Here is a 17883-nt window from a genome sequence, read left to right as displayed (position 1 = left end):
CTGTCCTACGACCACCGGGTGATCAACGGCGCCGCCGCCGCGCGCTTCACCAAGCGCCTCGGCGAACTGCTCGGCGATATCCGCACGCTGTTGCTGTAATGGGCTGCCCCTCGCGGGGCCACCCACTCTCTAGTAACGAGCACGCCACGCTCGTTCTCTCCAGCCCCGCCGGATGGCGGGGCTTTTTTTTGCCGAAAAGCCCGCCCAGCGCGGCTCGGACGGCCCTCGCCAAGATGCCCCGCGCGTCACCGATCAACGGTATCGTCAGGACACGACAAGGCCCTCAATTGCGACATTGCAAAGCCGATATAGGCTTTGCTTGTCAGACCATTCCGCATCATGCAACCTTGCCCGAGCCCATCAGAAGTAGGCCGGGGCTAAGCACCTCGTCCAGTACTGGAAAACCGCCGCGCATGAAGACTCATCCCGATACCGCCAGAACGGCGGTCGAGGCTGTCACGCAGCTCCCCGCCCCCTCACGGCTGGGATTGCTGCGCTTCGAGCGGTTGAACGAACCAAGCTGGACCCTGCTGTACCTCGACCCCACCTGCGAACGCGCCTTCGGCGTGGCGGCCGCCGATCTCTGCGGCCTGCTCGACTCGCCCTACGCCAGCCTGATGGAGCCGGAAGCCCGTCATCGCCTGCATGAGCAGATCCAGCAACAACTGCTGCATCACACGCACTACCAGGCGCGCTACTGCCTGCACACGCCCAATGGCGAGCTGAGCCTGCTTGAGATCGGCGAGGCCTTCCAGTTGCACGACCGCCAGTTGCTCCGCGGCTACCTGCTGCAGGATGAAACCGGCGCCGTCACGCAGGGCGAACTGAGCGAGCTGGAAGAACAGAACATTCGCCTGCAGATGTCCCTGGAGATGTATCAACGCTCCCAGGACGAGCACCTGCAGCACCTGGTGCGCTCCCGCGCCCAGCAGAACCTCATCGTGCGCCTGGCGCGGCATCGCTATCTGTCCAGCGACCCGCTGCTGGAGGCGGCCAAGCTGATCGCTCAGGCCGCCAGCGAAGCCTACGAGGTGGCCCGCGCCGGCATCTGGCGGCTGACCCCGGAGCATTACATGGAGCCGGTCGCGGTGTACCGCCGCGACAGCGACCAGTACGAAGTGCCTCGTGGCTTCGACGCCAGCCGCTACCCGAACTACCTGGAAGCCATCAACAGCGGCCGCGCCATTGACGCGCACAACGTCTTGCAGGACCCGCGCACCCGCGAACTGGCCGACCAGTACCTGCGCCCACAGGGCATCAGCGCCATGCTCGACGCCACCATCCGCGTCGGCGGCGAGGTGGTCGGCGTGCTCTGCCTGGAGCACATCGGCGAAGTGCGCCTGTGGCAGAGCGACGAGGTCGCCTTCGCCGGCGAGCTGGCCGACCAGTACGCCCAGGTCGTGATGAACCACGAGCGGCGCAGCGCCTCCAGTGCCCTGCACCTGTTCCAGCGCGCCGTCGAGCAGAGCGCCAACGCCTTCCTGCTGATCGATCACGAAGGCATGATCGAGTACGTCAACCCGAGCTTCACCGCCATCACCCAGTACGGCGCCGACGAGGTGCGCGGGCGCAACCTGGCCGAAGTGCCGGCGCTGGCCAACCTCAGCGAATTGCTCTTCGACGCGCGCTCCACCCTGGCCACGCAGAACAGCTGGCAGGGCGAGTTCCGCAGCCGGCGCAAGAACCTCGAACCCTATTGGGGCCAGCTTTCGATGTCGAAGGTCTACGCCGACAACGGCGACCTGACCCACTACATTGGCATCTACGAAGACATCACCCAAAGCAAGCTGGCCCAGCAACACATCGAGAAGCTCGCCTACCGCGACAACCTCACCGGCCTGGCCAACCGGCACTATTTCATCAACGCCCTGGAAGAACGCCTGCGCACCTCCGGCCGGCCGCCACTGAGCCTGTTGCTGGTGGACATCGACAACTTCAAGCGCATCAACGACAGCCTCGGCCACCAGACCGGCGACAAGCTGCTCGCCAGCCTGGCCCGGCGCCTGCGCAGCAGCCTCAACGACGGCACCACCCTGGCGCGCTTCGCCAGCAACGAATTCGCCGTGCTGCTGGAAGAGTCCAGCGCCGGTCGCGGAGAGCAGGTCGCCGAACAGATCCTCGACGTGCTCGACAAGCCGCTGTTCGTCGACAACCAGTTGATCAACGTCACCGGCTCCATCGGCCTGGCCTACGCCCCCCAGCATGGCGACGATCCCCAGACCCTGATGAAGAACGCCGGCCTGGCCCTGCACAAGGCCAAGGCCAACGGCAAACACCAGTTGCAGACCTTCACCGAGGCGATGACCGCCGAGGCCAGCCACAAGCTGTTCGTCGAGAGCAACCTGCGCCGCGCCCTGGTGCAGAACGAACTGGCCGTGCACTACCAGCCGAAACTGTGCCTGCGCAGCGGCCAGTTGCTCGGCCTGGAGGCGCTGCTGCGCTGGCAGCACCCGGAGAAGGGCATGATCCGCCCGGACCAGTTCATCAGCGTGGCCGAGGAAACCGGACTGATCATCCCCATCGGCAAATGGGTGATCCGCGAAGCCTGCCGCCAGGGGCGCCTGCTCCAGGAAAGCGGCCTGGGCAAGCTGAACATCGCCATCAACCTATCGCCCAAGCAGTTCAGCGACCCGGACCTGGTCGGCTCGATCGCCGCCATCCTGCAGGAAGAACAGGTGCCCGCCGGACGCCTGGAGCTGGAACTGACCGAAAGCCTGCTGCTCGACGCCACCGACGACACCAAGCAGCAACTGGAACGCCTCAAGCAACTGGGCCTGACCCTGGCCATGGACGACTTCGGCACCGGTTACTCATCGCTGAGCTACCTGAAGAAATTCCCCATCGACGTGATCAAGATCGATCGCAGCTTCATCAAGGACATCCCGGACAACCAGGACGACATGGAAATCACTTCGGCGGTGATCGCCATGGCCCACAACCTCAAGCTGCAGGTGGTCGCCGAAGGCGTCGAGACCGCCGCGCAACTGGCCTTCCTGCGGCGCAACCGCTGCGACATCGGCCAGGGTTACCTGTTCGACAAGCCGATCCCCGGCACCGAGCTGTCCAACAGCCTGCAGCGCTACCCCTGCCGCAGCGATTGAACGCGGCCACCGCGCAACGACGAAAACGCTGTAATCTCTGAGACCTTCGCGCGTCTATCGCCAGCCCAGACAGAGGAGACGAATGCCATGGTCCTGCGCTCGCAAATACTCGCCCACAAGCTGGAACTGCCCAGCGCCGCCCAGGCCCTGCCGGGCCGTGAAAGCCCGATGCCGGTGCCGGAAACGCATTACGTCAATGGCCACCCGCTGTGCCCACCCTTCCCTGCCGGGCTGCAACAGATCGTCCTCGGCCTGGGCTGTTTCTGGGGCGCCGAGCGGCGCTTCTGGCAGCAACCTGGGGTCTGGGTCACCGCGGTCGGCTACGCCGGCGGCCTGACACCCAACCCGACCTACGACGAAGTCTGCTCCGGCCTGACCGGCCACAGCGAAGTGGTGCTGGTGGTCTACGACCCGCAGCAGACCAGCATCGAACAACTGCTCAAGGTGTTCTGGGAGTCCCATGACCCGACCCAGGGCATGCGCCAGGGCAACGACACCGGCACTCAGTACCGCTCGGCCATCTACTGGTTCGACCAGGCGCAGAAGGCCGCGATCGACGCCAGCCGCGCGGCCTTCCAGAAGGGGCTCAGCGCCAGCGGTTACGGCGAGATCACCACCGAGATTCGCGAAGTGCCGCCGTTCTACTACGCCGAGGCCTACCACCAGCAGTACCTGGCGAAGAACCCCAGCGGCTATTGCGGCCTGCGCGGCACCGGGGTCTGCCTGCCGGCATAGCCCATGCCTGCCCCGTAGGAGTGGGCCGTGCCGACGATCCGCGTGCCTACGGGGCGAATGCCATTCAGGAACCTTCGGCGATCAGCCAATCCAGGCGCCAGCCACCCTGGCTCTGCGCCAGTGTCTCGGCCAGCCAGGGCAACAGGCTGCGCAACTCATCCTCCAGCGGCCACGGCGGGTTGGCGATGGCCAGGCCCGAGCCATTGAGGCGATCGGCGCTGTCGGCCGGGTGTACCAGCAACTCCGCGCGCAGCAACTTGGGCGCACCGCTGCGTTCCAGCCCCTGATAGAAGCGCTTGAGCTGGCGTTCATCCTTGATCGGGTACCAGATCACCACCACCGTCTGGCGCATGCGCCCGATGGCCTCGCCAAGGGCGGCGACGCAGCGCTCCAGTTCGTCGACACGCTCGAATGGCGGGTCGATCAGCAACACCGCGCGCTTCTCCGCCACCGGCAGGAAGGCCCGCGGCAATAGCCAGCCGTCGCCCTGGTGCACGGCGATGCGCCGTTCGCCGCCCATGTTGGCCTTGAGCAGGCGGCCGTCCTCCGGGTGCAGTTCGTTGAGCAATACGCGGTCCTGCGATCGGGTCAGGCGCCGCGCCAGCTCCGGCGAGCCGGGGTAGTACTCCAGGCCGCCATCGGGATTGAGCGCGCGCACCACCTCCAGGTAATCCGCCGCCAGCGCCGGCAGGTCGTCGCGCTGCCAGAGGCGGCCGATGCCGCTTTCCCATTCACCGGTGCGGCTGGCTTCGTCACCGAGCAGGTCGTACAGGCCGACCCCGGAATGGCTGTCGAGATAGGCGAAAGGCGTGTCCTTGCGCGCCATCAGGGCGAAGATGCGCGACAGGGTGATGTGTTTGAAGACGTCGGCATGGTTGCCGGCGTGATAGGCGTGGCGATAGTTCATGGACAAACAGGCTCCTCAAGACGCGCAGTGTATCCGCTGTGGCGTTGTTTTAGCCCTTTATCACGCTCATGGATGTTGCTGTGAACCCTTCATTCACCAGACTAGACTGCGCCGGTCCCTATGGAGGCCGACCATGTCCGAGACTCTGCTCAGCTCCCGCAACCTCGCTTTCGAACTCTACGAAGTGCTCGATGCCGAAGCCCTTACCCAGCGCGAGCGCTTCGCCGATCACAACCGCGAAACCTTCGACGCGGCGCTGACCACCGCGCGCGGCATCGCCGAAGAGCTGTTCGCCCCACACAACCGCAAGAACGACGAACACGAGCCGCAGTATGTCGACGGCGCGGCGGTGCTGATCGCGGACGTGAAGCCGGCGGTGGACGCCTTCAACGAGGCCGGTTTCCAGAACGCCTCGCGCAGCTTCGAACAGGGCGGCATGCAGCTGCCGCATTTGCTGGCGCGGGCCTGCTTCGCGCACTTCCAGTCGGCCAACATCGCCACCTCGTCCTACCCGATGCTGAGCATGGGCTCCAGCCACCTGATCGAGTCCTTCGGCGACGAGGAGCAGAAACGCCTGTTCCTGCAGCCGATGATCGAAGGCCGCTTCTTCGGCACCATGGCGCTCACCGAGCCGCACGCCGGCTCGTCCCTGGCGGATATCCGCACCCGCGCCGAACCGGCCGGCGATGGCAGCTACCGGATCAAGGGCAACAAGATCTTCATCTCCGGCGGCGATCACCCGCTGTCGGAAAACATCGTGCACATGGTCCTGGCCAAGCTGCCCGACGCACCGGCCGGGGTGAAGGGCATCTCGCTGTTCATCGTGCCGAAGTTCCTGGTCAACCCCGACGGCAGCCTGGGCGCGCGCAACGACGTGACCCTGGCCGGCCTGTTCCACAAGATGGGCTGGCGCGGTACCACCTCCACGGCGCTGAATTTCGGCGACAAGGGCGAGTGCGTCGGCTACCTGGTGGGCAAGCCGCACCACGGCCTGGCCTACATGTTCCAGATGATGAACGAGGCGCGCATCGGCGTCGGCATGGGCGCGATCATGCTTGGCTACGCCGGCTACCTGTATTCCCTGGAATACGCCCGCGAGCGCCCGCAGGGCCGCCCGGTGGACGCCAAGGACCCGACCTCCGCGCAGGTGCCGATCATCGAGCACGCCGACGTGCGGCGCATGCTGCTGACCCAGAAGGCCTATGTCGAAGGCGCCTTCGACCTCGGTCTGTACGCCGCGCGCCTGGTCGATGACAGCGAGACGCTGGCCTCCGCGGAGGAACGCCAGCAGGCCCAGGAGTTGCTCGACCTGCTCACGCCGATCGTCAAGTCCTGGCCCTCGGAGTTCTGCCTGAAGGCCAACGAACTGGCCATCCAGATCCTCGGCGGCCACGGCTACACCCGTGAATACCCGGTGGAGCAGTACTACCGCGACAACCGCCTCAACCCGATCCACGAAGGCACCCACGGCATCCAGTCGCTCGACCTGCTGGGGCGCAAGCTCAGCCAGAACGGCGGCGCCGGCCTCAAGCGGTTGACCCGGCTGATCCACGGCACCTGCGAGCGCGCCCAGGCGTACCCGTCGCTGGACGCGCTGCGCCAGCCGCTGGAACAGCTCCAGGCACGCCTTGGCGAGGTGACCCTCGCCCTGCTCGGCGACCTGATGCAAGGCAAGGTCGCCCAGGGCCTGGCCAACTCGGCCCTGTACCTGAAAGCCTTCGGCCACGCGGTGATCGGCTGGCGCTGGCTGGAGCAGGCGATCCGCGCCGAGGAAGGCCTGGCGCTGCTCGACAAAGGCCAGGGCAACGCTGCCGACGATGCTTTCTATCGCGGCAAACTGCAGGCCGCGCGCTACTTCCTGACCTGGGAAGTGCCGTCCTGCCACCACGACCTGGCGCTGCTCGAGCGCCGCGACGACACCTGTTCGAGCATGCAGGACGCTTGGTTCTAGTTCCGCATGCGCCTTTCAGCCCCGGTCACGTCCGGGGCTTTTTTATGTCCGCCGAATGCCCCGCGCAGCGCTCGCCCCAGCCTTCGGAGCGCCCGCCACATCCCTGCAACTAACCTTTGACAGCCTTGTAAATCCGCAGGTTAGAATCCTTTGGCATGCGGCCTGCATCCTTACGCTAGCGTCGCCCATCGCCCTTTTCGCCAGGAGGCCCGACACCTTGGATGCTGTCTCGATCAACACCTATTTCCTCGTTGGTGCGGTGCTGGTCGGCATGAGCATCCTGGTCAGCTCGCTGTCCTCGCGACTGGGCATCCCGATCCTGGTGATCTTCCTCGGCGTCGGCATGTTCGCCGGCACCGACGGCCCCGGCGGTATCGGCTTCAGCAACTACCCGATGGCCTACCTGGTGGGCAACCTGGCGCTGGCGGTGATCCTCCTCGACGGCGGTCTGCGCACGCGCGTCGCCAGCTTCCGCGTGGCGCTCTGGCCGGCGCTGTCGCTGGCCACCGTGGGCGTGCTGGTCACTGCCGGGCTGACCGGCCTGGCCGCCGCCTGGCTGTTCAAGCTGAGCTGGATGGAAGGCCTGCTGATCGGCGCCATCGTCGGCTCCACCGACGCCGCGGCAGTGTTCTCGCTGCTCGGCGGCAAGGGCCTCAACGAACGGGTCACCGCCACCCTGGAAATCGAATCCGGCAGCAACGACCCCATGGCGGTGTTCCTCACCGTCACCCTGATCGACATGCTCGCCCATGGCGATACCGCCCTGAGCTGGAGCTTCCTCGTCCATCTGCTGCGCGAGTTCGGCATCGGCGCCCTGCTCGGCCTCGGCGGCGGCTGGCTGCTGCTGCAGGTGATCAACCGCATGCACCTGGCCAGTGGCCTCTACCCATTGCTGGTGACCAGTGGCGGCCTGCTGATCTTCGCCCTGGCCAACGCCGTGCACGGCAGCGGCATCCTCGCCATCTACCTCTGCGGACTGGTCCTGGGCAACCGGCCGATCCGCTCGCGCCATGGCATCCTGCACATGCTCGATGGCATGGCCTGGCTGGCGCAGATCGGCATGTTCCTGGTCCTCGGCCTGTTGATCACCCCCCACGACCTGCTGCCCATCGCCCTGCCGGCGCTCGGCCTGGCCCTGTGGATGATCCTGGTGGCGCGGCCGCTGTCGGTGCTGCTCGGGCTGTTCCCGTTCCGCGCCTTCCATGACCGCGAAAAAGCCTTCATCGCCTGGGTCGGACTGCGCGGCGCGGTGCCGATCATCCTCGCGGTGTTCCCGTTGATGGCCGGGCTGCCCAACGCGCAACTGTTCTTCAACGTGGCCTTCTTCATCGTCCTGGTCTCGCTGCTGGTGCAAGGCACCAGCCTGCCTTGGGCGGCGCGCCTGCTGCGGGTGATAGTGCCGCCGGACCCGGCGCCAATCTCCCGCGCCGGCCTGGAAATCCACCCGACCAGCGAGTGGGAGCTGTTCGTCTACCACCTGAGCAAGGAAAAGTGGTGCATCGGCGCCGCCCTGCGCGAGCTGAAAATGCCCGAGGGCACGCGCATCGCCGCGCTGTTCCGTGGCAGCCAACTGCTGCACCCGTCCGGCAGCAGCATCCTCGAATCCGACGACATCCTCTGCGTGATCGGCCACGAACACGACCTGCCGGCCCTCGGCAAGCTGTTCAGCCAGGCCCCGGACCGCGGCCTCGGCGCGCGCTTCTTCGGTGACTTCGTGCTCGAAGGCGACGCCCAGCTCTCGGCAGTGGCCTCGCTGTATGGCCTCAAGCTCGATGGCGTCGACGGCGAACAGACGCTGGGCCGCTTCATCGCCCACGAGATCGGCGGCCAGGCGATCATCGGCGACCAGGTGGAATGGAACGGCCTGACCTGGACAGTCGCCGCACTCGACGGGAACAAGATCCGCAAAGTGGGCGTCAAATTCCCCGAAGGCCGCCCCGGCCCCGGACTCTTCCTGTAATAGCCCGCGTCCACAGCGGATATTCCTGAAAGCGTCGGCGGCCGTCGCCGACGCCTTGCCGCCGTCATTGCCCGGGCACTACCCTCACTGCATTCCATCGAGAGCCGCTGAACGCGACCATGCCACTTTTGCTGCGTAACCTCATTGCCGCCCTTCTCCTCGGCGGCGCCCTCGCGACCCTGCCGGTACAGGCGGACGACAGTAACCAGCCGCCTTCCGCCGAGGCCGTTCAGCAGAGCCTGGACGGCCTCGCCGACAGGAAGCTGCCCGATGCCGAGCAGAAGCTGGTCAAGACCAGCCTCGAACACACCCTGAAGCTGCTCGCGACCCGCGATGACGCCAACAAGCAGCTCGCCGAGCTGAAAGCCAAGCTGGCCGACGCGCCCCGGCTGATCAGCGAAAACCAGCGCCAACTGGCGCGCCTGAAGAGCAATCCGGAGAAACCGGCGACGCAGCGCTTCGCCGGCGAGACCGTCACCCGTCTGGAGATGCTGCTCAACGAGCGCTCCAGTCAGCTCGCCGACTGGCAACGGCAATTGGCCGACGCCAAGAGCCAGATCATCACCGCGCAGACCCGCCCGGAACGCGCCCAGGCCGATATCAGCAGCGGACAGAGCCGCCTGCTGGAAATCAACAGCACGCTGAAGTCCGGCAAGGACGCCGGCAAGCTGCTGAGCCCCGAGCGGCGCAACGAACTGCTCGCCGAACAAGCCGCGCTCTACGCGCAGGGCCTGTTGCTGCGCCAGCAACTGGTCGGCAACAACCTGCTGCAGGACCTGGCCAACAGCCAGCGCGACCTGCTCGTCGAGCAGGTCGCGCTCATCGAGCGCGAAACCCTCGAACTGCAGGCCATGATCAGCGACAAGCGCCGCGCGCAGTCGGAGAAAACCGTCGCCGAACTGTCCAAGGACAGCAGCCAGGGCAACGGCACCAGCAGCGACAGCGCACTGAACGACCTGAACGCCGCCAACCTGCGCCTGTCCGACTACCTGCTGCGCACCACCGATCGCCTCAACGAGCTGACCCGGCGCAATCTCGAGGTCAAGCAGCACCTGGACAACCTGAGCCAGATCGACCAGAACCTCGACCAGCAGATCAACGTCTTGCGCGGCAGCCTGCTGCTCTCCAAGGTGCTCTACCAGCAGAAGCAGGCGCTGCCGAAGATCAAGACCGACCAGGAGCTGGCCGACGAGATCGCCGACCTGCGCCTGTACCAGTTCGAGCTGAACCAGAAGCGCGACGAACTGGCCAATCCGCAGGCCTACATCGACAACCTGCTGGCCCAGCAGCCGCAGGAAAACGTCACGCCCAAGCTGCGCCAGGACATCAGCAACCTCGTGGACACCCGCAGCGAACTGGTCACGCGCCTCAACCACGAGCTCAACGCCGTGCTCAGCGAGGCCATCACCCTGCAGCTGAACCAGAAGCAGCTCAAGGACACCAGCGACAACCTGCGCGCCACCCTCGACGAGCAGATGTTCTGGATTCCCAGCAACCGCCCGCTGGACCTGTCCTGGTTCAAGATGACCCCCTCGCTGCTGAAGGAGCAGTTGGCCTCGGTGCCCTGGGGCTCGGGCGTGACGGAACTCGGCGCCGGCCTGATCGACCGCCCGCTGCTGTTCCTGCCGCTGCTGATGCTGGTCGCCGGGCTGCTGTGGAAACGCCGCTTCCTCTACGACAAGCTGACCTCGCTGAACGACGATATCGGCCACTTCAAGCGCGACAGCCAGATGCACACGCCGCTGGCGATCCTGCTGGCGATCCTGCTCGCCCTGCCCGGCACCCTGGCCCTGGCCATCGCCGGCCTGGCCCTGGTACTGGACGCCCGCGGCCAGAACGCCACCCTCGGCAGCGCGCTGCTGGGCATGGCCGAAGTCTGGCTGGTGTTCTACACCGCACACCGCATCCTCAGCCCCGGCTCCATCGCCGAGCGGCATTTCCACTGGAGTCCGGTGCAGGTGCGCTTCGTCGGCAAGCTGATCCGCCGCCTGGGCGTGGTGGTGATGGCACTGGTCGCGGTGGTCACCGTGGCCGAGCACCAGCCCGGCGCCCTCGCCGGGGACGTCATCGGCATCGCCGTGGTCCTCTTCGGCTACGCGGTGATGACCTGGCTGGTCGCCCGCCTGCTCTTCGCCCGCCCCAGCAGCGAGCGGCCCTCGGCAGTGAAAATGATCGTCGGGGTGCTCTTCACCGCGCTGCCGGTGCTGCTCTTCGTCGCCGTGTGCTTCGGCTACTTCTACACCGCCCTGCGCCTGAGCGACCGGCTGATCGACACGCTGTTCCTGCTCATGCTCTGGGTGGTCATCGAAGCCACCTTCGTCCGCGGCCTGGGCGTGGCGGCGCGGCGCCTGGCCTACCAGCGCGCGCTGACCAAGCGGCAGTCGCCGCCGAAGGAGAACGCCGACGGTGGCGACGTACCGGAGGAGCAGACCCTGGGCATCGAGGAAATCAACGAGCAGTCCCTGCGGCTGATCCGCCTGGGCCTGCTGATCGCCTTCGCCGTGGCGCTGTACTGGGTCTGGGCCGACCTGATCAGCGTCGCCGCCTACCTCGACAACGTGACCCTCTACCAGTACACCAGCGGCACCGGCGACAACGCCAGCACCGTGCCGATCAGCCTCGGCGACATGATCATGGCGCTGGTCATCGCCGCCATCACCATGGCGCTGGCGCGCAACCTGCCAGGCCTGCTGGAAGTGCTGGTGCTACAGCGCCTGACCCTGGCCCAGGGCAGCGCCTACGCCATCACCACCCTGCTCTCCTACGCCATCAGCGGCGTCGGCTTCGTCAGCGCGCTGTCCACCCTCGGGGTCAGCTGGGACAAGCTGCAATGGCTGGTGGCGGCGCTATCGGTCGGTCTCGGTTTCGGCCTGCAGGCGATCTTCTCCAACTTCGTCTCCGGCCTGATCATCCTCTTCGAGCGCCCGGTGCGAATCGGCGACACCGTGACCATCGGCAACCTCTCCGGCACGGTCAGCCGCATCCGCATCCGCGCCACCACCATCACCGATTTCGACCGCAAGGAAATCATCGTCCCGAACCAGACCTTCATCACCGGGCAACTGGTGAACTGGTCGCTGAGCGACACCGTGACCCGGGTGACCATCAAGATCGGCCTGGCCTACGAGACCGACCTGGCCCTGGCGCGCAAACTGATGCTCGACGCCGCGCGCAACAACCCGAGGGTGCTCCGCGATCCGGAACCGATGCTGTACTTCCTCAGCATCAGCGCCAGCACCTTCGACTACGAATTGCGCTTCCACGTGCGCGAGCTGGGCGACCGCAACCCGGCGGTCGACGAGTTGCTCACCGCCATCGCCCTGAGCTTCCGCGAGCATGGCGTAGAGATGGCCTTCAACCAGCTCGACGTCTTCGTCAAGAACGGCAAGGGCCAGGAAATCCACCTGGTCCAGGGTCAGCAACTGCCGCCGGCCGCGCCCCGGGATGATGCCGCGGAGCACGACGACAAGCCCTGAATCTGGACGGCCCCGGGAAAGTCTGAGCACAATGCTCGGACTTTCCCGGAGTGCCGCAGTGAAGACCCTCGACCAACTCACCTTCGATAACCGCTTCGCCCGCCTCGGCGATGCCTTCTCCACCGAAGTCCTGCCCGATCCCATCGCCAATCCGCGCCTGGTGCTGGCCAGCCGCAGCGCCATGGCCCTGCTCGACCTGGATCCGGCGGTGAGCGAGCAAGCGGAGTTCGCTGAACTCTTTGCCGGGCACAAGCTGTGGTCGGACGCCGAGCCACGGGCGATGGTCTACTCCGGGCACCAGTTCGGCGCCTACAACCCACGCCTGGGCGACGGCCGCGGCCTGCTGCTGGGCGAGGTCGTCAACGCCGCCGGCGAGCACTGGGACCTGCACCTCAAGGGAGCCGGGCAAACGCCCTACTCGCGCATGGGCGATGGCCGCGCGGTGCTGCGCTCGTCGATCCGTGAATTCCTCGCCAGCGAATACCTGCATGCCCTGGGCATTCCCAGCAGCCGCGCGCTCTGCGTCACCACCTCGGACACCCCGGTCTGGCGCGAGCGGCAGGAGCGCGCCGCCATGCTGCTGCGCCTGGCGCCCAGCCACGTGCGCTTCGGCCACTTTGAATACTTCTATTACACCCAGCAGCCCGAACACCTGAAAGCACTTGGCGACTACGTCCTGCGCAACCACTTCGCCGAGTGCCTGGAACAGGAACAGCCCTACGCCGCGTTCTTCCGCGAAGTGGTCGAGCGCAATGCCGAGCTGATCGCTCGCTGGCAGGCCTATGGCTTCTGCCACGGGGTGATGAACACCGACAACATGTCGATCCTCGGTATCACCTTCGACTACGGCCCCTACGCCTTCCTCGACGACTTCGATGCCCGGCACATCTGCAACCACTCCGACGATACCGGCCGCTATGCCTTCAGCAACCAGGTGCCCATCGCCCACTGGAACCTGGCCGCGCTGGCCCAGGCGCTGACGCCCATGGTCGAGGTGGACAGGCTGCGCGAGACCCTGAACCTGTTCCTGCCGCTGTACCAGGCCCATTACCTGGACCTGATGCGCCGCCGCCTGGGCCTGACCACGGCGGAAGACGGCGACGAGGGCCTGGTGCAGCGCCTGTTGCAAGCCATGCAGCCGGGTGCGGTGGATTACAGCCTGTTCTTCCGGCGCCTCGGCGAACACCCGGTGGAGCAGGCGCTGGCCGAGGTCCGCGCGGACTTCGTCGACCTCGCCGCGTTCGATGCCTGGGCGGCGGACTACCGCGCCCGCGTCGCCCGCGAGGGCGGCAGCCAGGAACAACGGCGCGCGCGCATGCAGGCGGTGAATCCGCTCTACGTGCTGCGCAACTACCTGGCCCAGGAGGCGATCCAGGCCGCCGAGCAGGGCGACTACCAAGTGGTGCGCGACCTGCACGACGTGCTCAGCCGCCCCTTCGAAGAACAGCCGGGCAAGCAGCGCTATACCCAGCGCCCGCCGGACTGGGGCCGGCATCTGGAAATCAGTTGCTCCTCCTGAGGCGGTTATAAGCTCAGGAGAAAGTGGTCTAGGGCCAGCCGCCAGGCATTGCTCCCGGTCATTGACCGGAGCCGGCGGCGCTCGCATCCTCGGGCCTTTCTGCCCACCAAGGATGTTCAAGCAATGAAACTGGAAACCCTGGCCATCCACGCCGGTTACAGCCCCGACCCAACCACCAAGGCCGTGGCGGTACCTATCTACCAGACCACCTCCTACGCCTTCGACGACACTCAGCACGGCGCCGACCTGTTCGACCTCAAGGTGCCGGGCAACATCTATTCGCGGATCATGAACCCGACCAACGCCGTGCTCGAAGCGCGTGTCGCGGCGCTGGAAGGTGGCGTTGGCGCGCTGGCCGTGGCCTCGGGCATGGCGGCCATCACCTACGCCATCCAGACCGTCGCCGAAGCCGGCGACAACATCGTTTCGGTGGCCAAGCTCTACGGCGGCACCTACAACCTGCTGGCGCACACCCTGCCGCGCTTCGGCATCCAGACGCGCTTCGCCGCCCATGACGACATCGCCGCTCTCGAAGCGCTGATCGACGAGCGCACCAAGGCGGTGTTCTGCGAATCCATCGGCAATCCGGCGGGCAACATCGTCGACCTCCAGGCCCTGGCCGATGCCGCGCACCGCCACGGCGTGCCACTGATCGTCGACAATACCGTGGCCACCCCGGTGCTCTGCCGTCCCTTCGAGCACGGCGCGGACATCGTCGTGCACTCGCTGACCAAGTACATCGGCGGTCACGGCACCAGCATCGGCGGCATAGTCGTCGACTCCGGCCGCTTCCCCTGGGCACAGCACAAGGCGCGCTTCCCGCTGCTCAACACCCCCGATCCGTCCTACCACGGCGTGACCTACACCGAGGCCTTCGGCCCCGCCGCGTTCATCGGCCGCTGCCGCGTGGTGCCGCTGCGCAACACCGGCGCGGCGCTGTCGCCGTTCAACGCCTTCCTCATCCTCCAGGGCCTGGAAACCCTGGCGCTGCGCATGGAGCGCCATTGCGAGAACGCGCTCAAGGTGGCGCACTACCTGGAGCAGCACCCGCAGGTGGCCTGGGTCAAGTACGCCGGGCTGCCCGAGCACCCCGAACACGCGCTGGCGCAGCGCTACATGGGCGGCAAACCGGCAGCGATCCTCTCCTTCGGCATCAAGGGGGGCGCCGAGGCCGGCGCGCGCTTCATCGACGCGCTCAAGCTGGTGGTGCGCCTGGTCAACATCGGCGATGCCAAGTCGCTGGCCTGCCACCCGGCCACCACCACCCACCGCCAGCTCAACGCGGAGGAACTGGCGCGCGCCGGGGTCAGCCAGGACATGGTCCGGCTGTCCATCGGCATCGAGCACAGCGACGACATCCTCGCCGACCTGGAACAGGCCCTGCGCGCCGCCGCGGCTTGATATCGGCCCGACGCGGCTCCAGATAGGGAGCATCATCCACCCCCTTACGCCCGAGAGCCGGCCAGCCCGCTCTCGGGCGGGAGCCGCGCCATGACCGCTACCCTGCTCGTCCCCTGCCCGCACTGCGGGGGGCTCAACCGCCTGCCGCACAACCGCCTGGCCGACCAGCCACGCTGCGGCCGCTGCAAATCCGCCGTGCTGCCAGACAAGCCCTTCGCGCTCGACGACGCCGGCTTCGCCGCCCAGATCAAGGGCGACCTACCCTTGCTGCTGGATGTCTGGGCCGACTGGTGCGGCCCCTGCAAAGCCTTCGCGCCGATCTTCGAGCAGGCCGCCAGCCGCCTCGTCGGACGCTGCCGGCTGGCCAAGCTGGACAGCGAAGCCAACCAGCGGCTGGCCGGGCAGTTGGGCATCCGCTCCATCCCCAGCCTGATTCTGTTCAAGGACGGCCGCGAAATCGCCCGGCAGAGTGGCGCCATGCCGCTGCCGCAGCTCCTGGCGTGGCTGGCGCAGCACGGCATCTGAACGGCTGAGTGCTTCGGTCAGTCCGCTTGAGCGGCACGGTCATTGCCGCCATCGGCGGCGCGGCTAGGCTTGCTGCCATCACAAGAAGCGGAGCCCCCGACATGCCCTTGCCCAGCGAACTGATCCGCCTACTGACCGAGGAGCACATCGCCTTCGTCCGCCGCAGCGGCCTCAAGGCCGAGGTGCTGGAGCCCGGCCACGTCCGCCTGCGCATGCCCCTGGCCGGCAACGAAAACCACGTCGGCAGCATGTACGCCGGCGCGCTCTTCACCCTCGCCGAACTGCCAGGCGGGGTGCTGGCGCTGACCAGCTTCGACAGCCAGCGATTCTACCCGATCGTCAAGGAGGCCAGCCTGCGCTTTCTGCGCCCGGCCGGCAGCGATGTGCGAGTGGAGGCGCGCCTGAGCGCGGAGGAGCTGGCGCGCATCGCGGAAGAAGCTATGGTCAAGGGCAAGGCGGAATACCGCCTGGAACTGGCGCTCACGGATGAAGCCGGGCTGCTGGTGGCGCAGAGCAACGCCGTCTATCAGCTACGCAGCCGCTGACCCCGGGCATTTGCCCTGGATCAACATGGGTGTCATGGAGCAGACCGCAGAGTAGTGCGCCAGCCGGAGGAGCCGATCATGCCCAAGCACATCCTGGTCGCCCATGACCTCAGCCTCGAAGCCGATATCGCCGTGCGCCGCGCCGCGCAACTGGCGCGCGAGCACGACGCCAGCGTCAGCCTGCTGCACGTGATCGAGGAAACCTTCCCGGCGCCGGTGCTGGCCAGGGTCAAGGAAGCCGCCGACGTCGCCCTGCAGGAGAGCGCGCGCAACAATCGCCTCGAACAGTGCCAACGCCTGATCCGCCAGGGCCGCGCCACTGCCGTGATAGGCGCCAGCGCCGAAACCTTGCGGGCCGACCTGCTGGTCATCGGCGCGCACCACCGGCAATTCCTGGAGAGCTTCGACGGCACCACCCTGGAGCAGATCATCCGTACCTGCCAGGTTCCGGCGCTGCTGGCCATCGCCAGCGAACCGCAACCCTACGACCGCGCGCTCTGCGCCTTGGACTTCTCGGTGGGCGCCTGCAATGCCTGGTGCGCCGCCTGCGCCTGGCTCGCCCCGCACGCCGAACTGCTGGCACTGCACGCCTACGATGCCGGGCGCGATGCGGACAAGACCCAGGCCCGCCTCGACGAGCAACGCGCCCTGCTCGAACAATTGATCCGTGACGAAAGCGCCCGCGTCGGCGGCAGCCTGCCGCGCCTGCAATGCCGCGTCAGCCCCGCGGCCATCCAGACGGCGCTGGACGAGGTCATCGACGATTGGCAACCGGACCTGCTGGTGCTCGGCAGTCGCAGCCGCGGCGCCCTGCAGCAAGCGCTGCTGGGCAGCACAGCGCGCTACTACCTGCGCAGGCCGCCCTGCGATCTGCTGATCAGCGCCTGAACCAGGCGCGACGCCGCTCTCAGCTTTCCAGCAGGTTGTGCAACTCGACGAACTGCTGGGTCAGCTTGTGCCGTGGGTCGAGGTAAATCAGCGGCGTGCAGGCTTGGTGCGACTCGCGCATCTTCACCGAGCTCATCAGGTACACCGGCAGCACCGGCAACTCTTCTTCGACCAACTCATCGAGTAGCTGCTGCGGCAGGCTGGCGCGCGGCTGGAACTGGTTGACCACGATGCCCTCGACTTCGAGGCCCTCGTTGTGGTCTTCCTTCAACTCCTCGATCTCACGCAGCAGGCCATACAGCGCCTGGCGAGAGAAACTGTCGCAATCGAAGGGAATCAGGCAACGATCGGCAGCTATCAGCGCGGAAACCGTGTAGAAATTCAAGGACGGCGGCGTATCCAGGTAGATGCGGTCGTAATCCTCGGCCAGCTCATCCAGCAGCTTCCGCAGCTTGTTGATCTTGTGCTTGGCCTCCAGCTTCGGCTGCAGGTCGGCCAGTTCGGCGGTGGCGGTCACCACATGCAGGTTCTCGAAGGGCGTCTCGTAGATATCCACCTTGCCTTTGCGCGCGAAGGGGCCTGTGGAGAGGGTCTGCTTGAAGAAATCGGCGATCCCCATGGGCACATCCTCGCCGGTCAGGCCGGTCAGGTAGTGCGTGGAGTTGCCCTGGGCGTCGAGGTCCACCAGGAGGGTCCGATACCCTTCCGCCGCACTGACCGCCGCCAGGTTGCAGGCGATGCTGGACTTGCCGACCCCGCCCTTCTGATTGAATACCACGCGACGCATGGGCAACCCTCCTAGCTGTTCGAGAGACCCCGGATTCTATGCAATGGGCATGACGAGGGCGAGCACTTGCGCGCCTCGGTATCTCGTC

At 66.6% G+C, this 17883-nt stretch carries 13 protein-coding genes; 11 read left to right on the top strand and 2 right to left on the bottom strand.

The window, feature by feature from the left end; genetic code table 11:
* The 3 genes from BLQ74_RS20020 to msrA form a co-directional block, all read left to right on the top strand.
* Positions 1–99, top strand: a 99-nt coding sequence (locus tag BLQ74_RS20020) for a 2-oxo acid dehydrogenase subunit E2 (protein WP_170842824.1), incomplete at its 5' end; no start/stop codon positions are given.
* Between the two features lie 314 nt (positions 100–413).
* Positions 414–3101: a sensor domain-containing protein gene (locus tag BLQ74_RS20015; RefSeq protein WP_090265493.1), complete on the top strand. Its 2688-nt coding sequence runs from the start codon at positions 414–416 to the stop codon at positions 3099–3101.
* Positions 3102–3188: 87 nt separating this feature from the next.
* The gene (msrA, locus tag BLQ74_RS20010) at positions 3189–3836 is read left to right on the top strand and encodes a peptide-methionine (S)-S-oxide reductase MsrA (protein ID WP_090265491.1); all 648 of its coding nucleotides are present in this window, start codon (positions 3189–3191) and stop codon (positions 3834–3836) included.
* A gap of 64 nt (positions 3837–3900) precedes the next feature.
* Here the strand turns inward: msrA and BLQ74_RS20005 are convergent, their stop codons facing one another.
* Entirely contained in the window at positions 3901–4743 is an 843-nt protein-coding gene (locus BLQ74_RS20005) for a 23S rRNA (adenine(2030)-N(6))-methyltransferase RlmJ (protein ID WP_090265489.1), read from the bottom strand.
* 133 nt (positions 4744–4876) lie between these two features.
* Between BLQ74_RS20005 and BLQ74_RS20000 the strand changes: the two genes are divergently transcribed.
* The 8 genes from BLQ74_RS20000 (at position 4877) to BLQ74_RS19965 (ending at position 17008) form a co-directional block, all read left to right on the top strand.
* Positions 4877–6694, top strand: coding sequence for an acyl-CoA dehydrogenase (locus BLQ74_RS20000; RefSeq protein ID WP_090265488.1), 1818 nt, complete (start codon positions 4877–4879; stop codon positions 6692–6694).
* A gap of 217 nt (positions 6695–6911) precedes the next feature.
* Positions 6912–8654 (top strand): potassium/proton antiporter, encoded by a 1743-nt coding sequence (locus tag BLQ74_RS19995; RefSeq protein ID WP_090265486.1) that lies wholly within the window; start codon positions 6912–6914, stop codon positions 8652–8654.
* 119 nt (positions 8655–8773) lie between these two features.
* Positions 8774–12130, top strand: coding sequence for a mechanosensitive channel MscK (gene mscK / locus BLQ74_RS19990; protein WP_090265484.1), 3357 nt, complete (start codon positions 8774–8776; stop codon positions 12128–12130).
* 58 nt (positions 12131–12188) lie between these two features.
* A complete protein-coding gene (gene selO, locus BLQ74_RS19985; protein ID WP_090265482.1) occupies positions 12189–13649 on the top strand; it encodes a protein adenylyltransferase SelO in 1461 nt (486 codons plus the stop codon).
* Between the two features lie 123 nt (positions 13650–13772).
* Positions 13773–15050 carry a bifunctional O-acetylhomoserine aminocarboxypropyltransferase/cysteine synthase gene (locus tag BLQ74_RS19980; protein WP_090265480.1) on the top strand — a complete coding sequence of 426 codons (1278 nt, stop codon included), beginning with the start codon at positions 13773–13775 and terminating at the stop codon, positions 15048–15050.
* Positions 15051–15140: 90 nt separating this feature from the next.
* Entirely contained in the window at positions 15141–15575 is a 435-nt protein-coding gene (trxC, locus tag BLQ74_RS19975; protein ID WP_090265478.1) for a thioredoxin TrxC, read from the top strand.
* Positions 15576–15676: 101 nt separating this feature from the next.
* Entirely contained in the window at positions 15677–16120 is a 444-nt protein-coding gene (locus tag BLQ74_RS19970; protein WP_090265476.1) for a YiiD C-terminal domain-containing protein, read from the top strand.
* Positions 16121–16198: 78 nt separating this feature from the next.
* On the top strand, positions 16199–17008 hold the full coding sequence (locus tag BLQ74_RS19965; RefSeq protein WP_090265475.1) for a universal stress protein: 810 nt from the start codon (positions 16199–16201) through the stop codon (positions 17006–17008).
* 19 nt (positions 17009–17027) lie between these two features.
* Here the strand turns inward: BLQ74_RS19965 and BLQ74_RS19960 are convergent, their stop codons facing one another.
* Positions 17028–17795, bottom strand: a complete 768-nt coding sequence (locus BLQ74_RS19960) for a ParA family protein (protein ID WP_090265473.1) — start codon at positions 17793–17795, stop codon at positions 17028–17030.
* Positions 17796–17883 lie beyond the last annotated feature (88 nt).

The sequence above is a fragment of the Pseudomonas panipatensis genome, from assembly GCF_900099785.1.
Taxonomy (GTDB): Bacteria; Pseudomonadota; Gammaproteobacteria; order Pseudomonadales; family Pseudomonadaceae; genus Pseudomonas; species Pseudomonas panipatensis.
The sequence above is the reverse complement of the archived record's forward strand: the minus strand, read 5'-3'. Positions and strand labels throughout refer to the sequence as shown.

Excerpts from the sequence above, each read along its gene's own strand:
- BLQ74_RS20015 (WP_090265493.1), top strand. The coding sequence starts at position 414 with ATGAAGACTCATCCCGATACCGCCAGAACGGCGGTCGAGGCTGTCACG.
- msrA (WP_090265491.1), top strand. The coding sequence starts at position 3,189 with ATGGTCCTGCGCTCGCAAATACTCGCCCACAAGCTGGAACTGCCCAGC.
- BLQ74_RS20005 (WP_090265489.1), bottom strand. The coding sequence starts at position 4,743 with ATGAACTATCGCCACGCCTATCACGCCGGCAACCATGCCGACGTCTTC.
- BLQ74_RS20000 (WP_090265488.1), top strand. The coding sequence starts at position 4,877 with ATGTCCGAGACTCTGCTCAGCTCCCGCAACCTCGCTTTCGAACTCTAC.
- mscK (WP_090265484.1), top strand. The coding sequence starts at position 8,774 with ATGCCACTTTTGCTGCGTAACCTCATTGCCGCCCTTCTCCTCGGCGGC.
- BLQ74_RS19980 (WP_090265480.1), top strand. The coding sequence starts at position 13,773 with ATGAAACTGGAAACCCTGGCCATCCACGCCGGTTACAGCCCCGACCCA.
- trxC (WP_090265478.1), top strand. The coding sequence starts at position 15,141 with ATGACCGCTACCCTGCTCGTCCCCTGCCCGCACTGCGGGGGGCTCAAC.
- BLQ74_RS19970 (WP_090265476.1), top strand. The coding sequence starts at position 15,677 with ATGCCCTTGCCCAGCGAACTGATCCGCCTACTGACCGAGGAGCACATC.
- BLQ74_RS19965 (WP_090265475.1), top strand. The coding sequence starts at position 16,199 with ATGCCCAAGCACATCCTGGTCGCCCATGACCTCAGCCTCGAAGCCGAT.
- BLQ74_RS19960 (WP_090265473.1), bottom strand. The coding sequence starts at position 17,795 with ATGCGTCGCGTGGTATTCAATCAGAAGGGCGGGGTCGGCAAGTCCAGC.